Source organism: Sphingorhabdus sp. (genome assembly GCF_044239005.1).
GTDB lineage: Bacteria > Pseudomonadota > Alphaproteobacteria > Sphingomonadales > Sphingomonadaceae > Sphingorhabdus_B.
Genome location: NZ_JBIICH010000131.1, coordinates 1 through 5,280 on the forward strand (window position 1 = coordinate 1; position 5,280 = coordinate 5,280).

Genomic DNA, 5,280 nt, shown 5'->3' on the forward strand with positions numbered 1-5,280 from the left:
ACTGTACAACATGTCGGTGCCCGCGCGTTCATCGGCGATGGGCGAAGTCGGCAGTTTCGCAACGGCGGCTGCATAATTTTCCCAGCCGGCATGTTCCCCACCAAGAATGAACCGCTTTACAGGACTTTGAAGCTGATCCAGCGTCGCACCCAAATAAGGTGATGCAAACAGAGCCTTTGATCCGCTATCGTTCAAGATATAGTCGATTTCCGATGCTGTCAGACGGCAACTGATCGCGACATAAATCAGCCCGGCGCGCTGCGCACCCCAGACAAGGTCGAAAAACTCTGCGCGGTTTTCCAAACAGAATGCAACCGTATCGCCATGTTGCAGCCCCAGGCTGCGGAACAAATGCGCGCACTGGTTGGAACGTTCGTCAAGCTGCTTATACGTTATCGTCTCACCCGATCCCGCCATGATGACGGCAGGTTTATCAGGGAAAGCCCGTGCGTGAACGGCGGGGTGGCCCATATTATTCCCCTTGCCAGTTAGGTTTGCGTTTTTCGGCAAAGGCGAGTGCGCCCTCACGCGAGTCCTTCGAGGTGAAGACGGGGCCGCAGATTTCATTCTGCTTCTTCCACATCTCCGCCGAATTCCAATCCGGACGCTCATTGATTACGCGCTTGGTCGCAATCAACGCGAGCGGACCATTCGCTGCAACCTTGGCCGCAAGCTCAAGCGCTGCATCAATCGCGGCGCCGTCCGTTACACGGTTCACAAAGCCCACCTCATACGCCCGCTGTGCCGAGATAAAATCACCCGTCAGCGCGAGCTCCATCGCCATGCGCTTGCCGATAATCGATGGCAAGGTGAGCAAGCCACCTGCTGCCGCAACCAGGCTGCGCTTCACCTCAGGTATGCCGAACTGTGCCTTGTCATTCGCCACCAACAAATCACATGCGATGGCGATTTCCATACCGCCGGCCAGTGCATAGCCCTCAACCGCGCCAATCAATGGCTTTGCAGGCGGGGATTCGATGAACCCGGCAAAACCCTTGCCCTTAATGCTGGGCAACTCGCCGCGCAGAAACGCCTTCAGGTCCATGCCAGAACAAAATGTGCCGCCAGCGCCCGTGATGATACCCGCATTCAGGCTCTTATCATTGTCAAGCTGCTCCATAGCCGCAGCGACGCCTTGCGCGACCGCTTGGTTAACGGCGTTCTTGGCCTCCGGACGGTTGATGGTGATGATCAGGACGCCGTCCTGCGCTTGGGTTAGGACTTCAGACATTGCATTCTCCTAAACAAAAACCGTGCCCGCCGTAGAAGCGCCCTTCGACAGGCTCAGGGCTACGGTATTTAACATCGCTCACCGCCCCTTGGGCAAACCAAGCACATGTTCGCCGATGATATTCTTTTGGATCTGGCTGGTGCCCCCGCCGATGGTGGCGGAAAAGCTGTTCAGGTAAGACCGATGCCAATAGCCGTCATCGACCGCATTTTCGTCACCGACATAATAGCCCGCGCGCGTTCCTTGAAACTGGAGCGAGAATTCGGTGAGCTCGCGCACCAGCTCAGTACGCGCCAGCTTGTTCATGAGCGCAAGGCCCATCGGACGGTCACTGGTCAGCGGTGCCATACGGCGGCGTTGATTGTTGAGGTTCAGCGCCTGAATTTCGATCATATAATCGACCAGCCTGTCGCGCATGACGGGATCGTCGAGCACAGGCTTGCCGCCGCGCTTCGCCGAGCGCGCCATATCGATGACGCCCATGACGTCCATTTCCTTGACGAAATAACCACCGACCGGATTGACCTTCGCGCCGCGTTCATACTCAAGCGTCTTCATCGCGACCATCCAGCCCTGCCCTTCTTCGCCGACGAGGCCTGACGCTGGAATGCGGGCATCGGTGAAGAAACATTGGGTGAAACCATATTCGCCCGTCAATTTCTTCAAGCGACGCGTTTCAACGCCGGGGATCTTCATCGGCGCGAGGAAGAACGAAAGCCCTGCATATTTGCTGGGCCCATCATTCGATGTCCGCGCTAGCAGGATCATATAATCGGCGCGGTCGCCCAATGATGTCCAGATCTTCGAACCGTTGATGACATATTCATCGCCATCGCGCACCGCTTTGGTCTGCGCACTGCCAAGATCGGAGCCATGCTCTGGTTCCGAAAAGCCTTGGCACCAGATTTCTTCTGCCGAGAGCATCGGCTTAATGAAGCGGCGCTTGTCCTCTTCGCGGCCAATGTCGAGCAGCAATGGCCCCGTCCAGCCGTTCGCAATCGCGTTCAGCATGATCGGCGCGTCATGGCTTTTCATGACACGTGTGGCGATCCGCTGATATTCGGGGTGCATGCCATAGCCGCCATATTCGGTGGGCCAGGACATGCCGAAATAGCCAGCCTCATAAACCTTGCGCTGCCAGTCACGCAGAAAATCGAACTGCTGATCAGTGGAAACTTCCATGAAGGTCAGCGGCAACATAAAGCCCGGGTCGCGGACCGTGTTTTCGGCGAACCACGCATCGCACTGCTTTTCGAAATCCGCTAATTCTTGGGGACTTGGTTTGCTCATGGCTGATTCCTCTCTCGCCTATTTAATTGCGCGATTAAAGAGGTGATTGCAAGCGCGAGATTCCGATTTCTCTTCAGCTTAAACTTCATTGTCATTCCCGCGAAAGCGGGAATCCATAACCGTGCACTTAGGCCATGGATCCCCGATCAAGTCGGGGATGACAATGCGCAGTAAGAGGCGTTATGTTTTCCGCTTAAACGGCGCCATTTCGCCCAGAAACTCTATCTGCCGTTCCATCGCCTGACTTTCACGGGCAAGGAAATCGGCGACCGCAGAACGAAAGCCCGCATTGGCGATATAATGCGCCGAATATGTAGGCACAGCCTCATATCCGCGTGCGAGCTTATGCTCACCCTGCGCGCCCGCCTCAACACGGGGCAGGCCATGCGCGATCGCGTAATCAATGGCCTGATAATAACATAGTTCAAAATGCAGGAACGGCACGTCGCGGGTGCAGCCCCAATAACGGCCATAGAGGCAATCCGGGCTAACAAAGTTTAGTGCACCGGCAATCGGCCGGTCGCCATCATAAGCGAGGAACAGTACGATGCTGTCCTGCATGCTTTCCCCGATGCGGTCGAAAAACGCGCGCGTCAGATAAGGCTGCCCCCATTTGCGCGCACCGGTATCTTGGTAAAATACCCAAAAGGCATCCCAGTCATCAGCCGTAATGTCCGCCCCGCTGATTTGCGCAATGCGCACCGCAGATTGCGCAGCTGCACGTTCCTTGCGAATGGCCTTGCGCTTGCGTGACGACAATACGGACAAGAAACCGTCAAAGTCTGCATAATCCCGGTTTTGCCAATGAAATTGCGTGCCGATGCGCGTCAGCCATCCCGCCGCACGAAATGCATCGAGCTCGCCCTCTTCAACAAAAGTTGCGTGCGCAGACGACAGGCCATTTTGGTCCACGACCGCTTCAGCGGCGGCCAATATCGTTGGCGCAAGCGCTGGATCGCGCAACAACAATCGCGGCCCGGGCACGGGCGAGAATGGCGCGGCAATCTGCAACTTGGGATAATATTGCCCGCCCGCCCGTTCAAACGCATCCGCCCAATGATGGTCGAACACATATTCGCCCTGGCTGTGGCTCTTAAGATATGCAGGCAGCGCAGCGGCGGGAATGCCGCCCGCATCGCGAATCATGATCGGCGCAGGCGACCAGCCCGTGCCGGGACCCACACTGCCCGATTCCTCCAACGCCGCCAAAAACGCGTGGGCCACAAACGGATTACCCCGCGGGTTCAGCGCGTCCCACTGGTCCGCGGGAATATCGCTGACCTTGCTCAAGAGTTCGGCGGTGACGCCGTCGGTCATTAAGCCGCGCGAACCTTTACCACACAGTCGATTTCGACCGTTGCATCGCGTGGCAATGCAGGGACGGAGACGGCCGCACGTGCATGCTTGCCTGCGTCGCCGAACACCGCTTCCATCAGGTCCGATGCGCCATTGGCGGCTTCGGGTTGGTCGGTAAATTCAGGGGTCGACGCGACAAAGACGCCAAGTTTGACGATGCGTTCAACGCGGTCGAGGTCGCCGCCAAGCGCTGCTTTCATCTGCGCGATAAGCATGATTCCGCACGCCTTGGCAGCAGCCTTGCCCTCTTCAAGACTGCGCGTATCGCCAACTTTGCCGGTGACAACCTTGCCATCGACAAAGGGCAACTGGCCCGAAATGAACAGCATTCCGTTTGCTTCGACCGCGGGCACATAGGATGCGACCGGCGCTGCTGGTGCAGGGAGGGTAATGCCGAGCTCGGCCAATTTTGCTTCTATCATCATGCTACCTTTTCCAAACTGGGCGCTGGCGCATTCGCAACCAGCCGTTCCCTAATCCAAACTTCTGCGTCGGCCCACCGATCCAGCCGCGCGTGCGCAGATTTCGAAGGCTTCACGCGGTCCCACAGCAACGGCTCACCGACAAAATGCAGCCGCCAGACGTCGGGATACTGTTCGCCAACGGACTCATGCTGATGCCCAAGATCGTCGACAAATACGGCAATACTGGGTTTATATTCGTCCAAAATCCGGCCAAGTGCCTCGCCCTTGCCGCCTTGGTTGCAATAGACTGGCGCGTCGATGCCCACGGCCTTCAACTGCTCGGTCCGTGGCCCTGCGCGGTGATCAAGCAAATTGGTGAGGATAACAACATCGGCATGTTCGCGCAGCCGGTTGAGGCTTTCGACCGCGCCGTCAATCGCTTGCTGCCGATGCATTTCGGTATCGAAAAAGCCGTTCAGCAGGTCCCAGACCTGACCACGCTCAACCACCGTGCCATCATGCTTGTGGCGCAATGCCTCGCCCCAATCGCCGTGGACGAGGTCAAAATGGATATGATGCGCGTCGTCCAGCCAGTCGCGGAAGGGCACGATCATGTGCAACAGCACCTCATCGCAATCGGAAATCAGCAATGGCCTACTCATGCTTCTAACTCCTGCCGTGCCTGTACAAGTAATGCCGGGGACACCCCGATGACCGCAGCGCAAGCGATGAGGTCGGGCTCATAAGCCTCCAGAAAGGATAATATCGCCGCTTGCGTGCCGCGTTCGGTGATCGAACTACGCAGCCCTTCGGGTGTCAGGCCGGTCAGCGACAAAAGCCGCTCCGCCCGTGCTTCTTCCATCAACGCCCACGCCAAAGCCTGAAACGCCATACCCGATGCGTCTAACTTGCCATTTGTTTCATGCATGGCTTTCGCTTAAGCATGTTTGAAGTCGCGGCACCAGCCCTCTCCCCCACCCGACCACCCATAGCGTACAA

7 protein-coding genes are annotated in these 5,280 nt (G+C 57.4%); all 7 read right to left on the minus strand.

The window, feature by feature from the left end:
- A partial coding sequence (locus ACILQA_RS09520; RefSeq protein ID WP_395629479.1) for an AMP-binding protein occupies positions 1–471 on the minus strand: 471 nt, incomplete at its 3' end.
- Position 472: 1 nt separating this feature from the next.
- Positions 473–1,231 (minus strand): crotonase/enoyl-CoA hydratase family protein, encoded by a 759-nt coding sequence (locus ACILQA_RS09525; protein ID WP_395629480.1) that lies wholly within the window; start codon positions 1,229–1,231, stop codon positions 473–475.
- A 78-nt stretch (positions 1,232–1,309) separates the two neighbouring features.
- Positions 1,310–2,521, minus strand: a complete 1,212-nt coding sequence (locus ACILQA_RS09530; RefSeq protein ID WP_183939010.1) for an acyl-CoA dehydrogenase family protein — start codon at positions 2,519–2,521, stop codon at positions 1,310–1,312.
- 180 nt (positions 2,522–2,701) lie between these two features.
- Complete coding sequence (locus ACILQA_RS09535; RefSeq protein WP_395629481.1) at positions 2,702–3,838, minus strand: GNAT family N-acetyltransferase; 1,137 nt, start codon at positions 3,836–3,838, stop codon at positions 2,702–2,704.
- On the minus strand, positions 3,838–4,302 hold the full coding sequence (locus ACILQA_RS09540) for a RidA family protein (protein ID WP_395629482.1): 465 nt from the start codon (positions 4,300–4,302) through the stop codon (positions 3,838–3,840). Before ACILQA_RS09540 ends, ACILQA_RS09535 begins: the two co-directional genes overlap by 1 nt.
- Entirely contained in the window at positions 4,299–4,943 is a 645-nt protein-coding gene (locus ACILQA_RS09545) for an HAD family hydrolase (protein ID WP_395629483.1), read from the minus strand. Before ACILQA_RS09545 ends, ACILQA_RS09540 begins: the two co-directional genes overlap by 4 nt.
- A complete protein-coding gene (locus tag ACILQA_RS09550; RefSeq protein ID WP_246336984.1) occupies positions 4,940–5,209 on the minus strand; it encodes a DUF3572 family protein in 270 nt (89 codons plus the stop codon). Before ACILQA_RS09550 ends, ACILQA_RS09545 begins: the two co-directional genes overlap by 4 nt.
- Positions 5,210–5,280 lie beyond the last annotated feature (71 nt).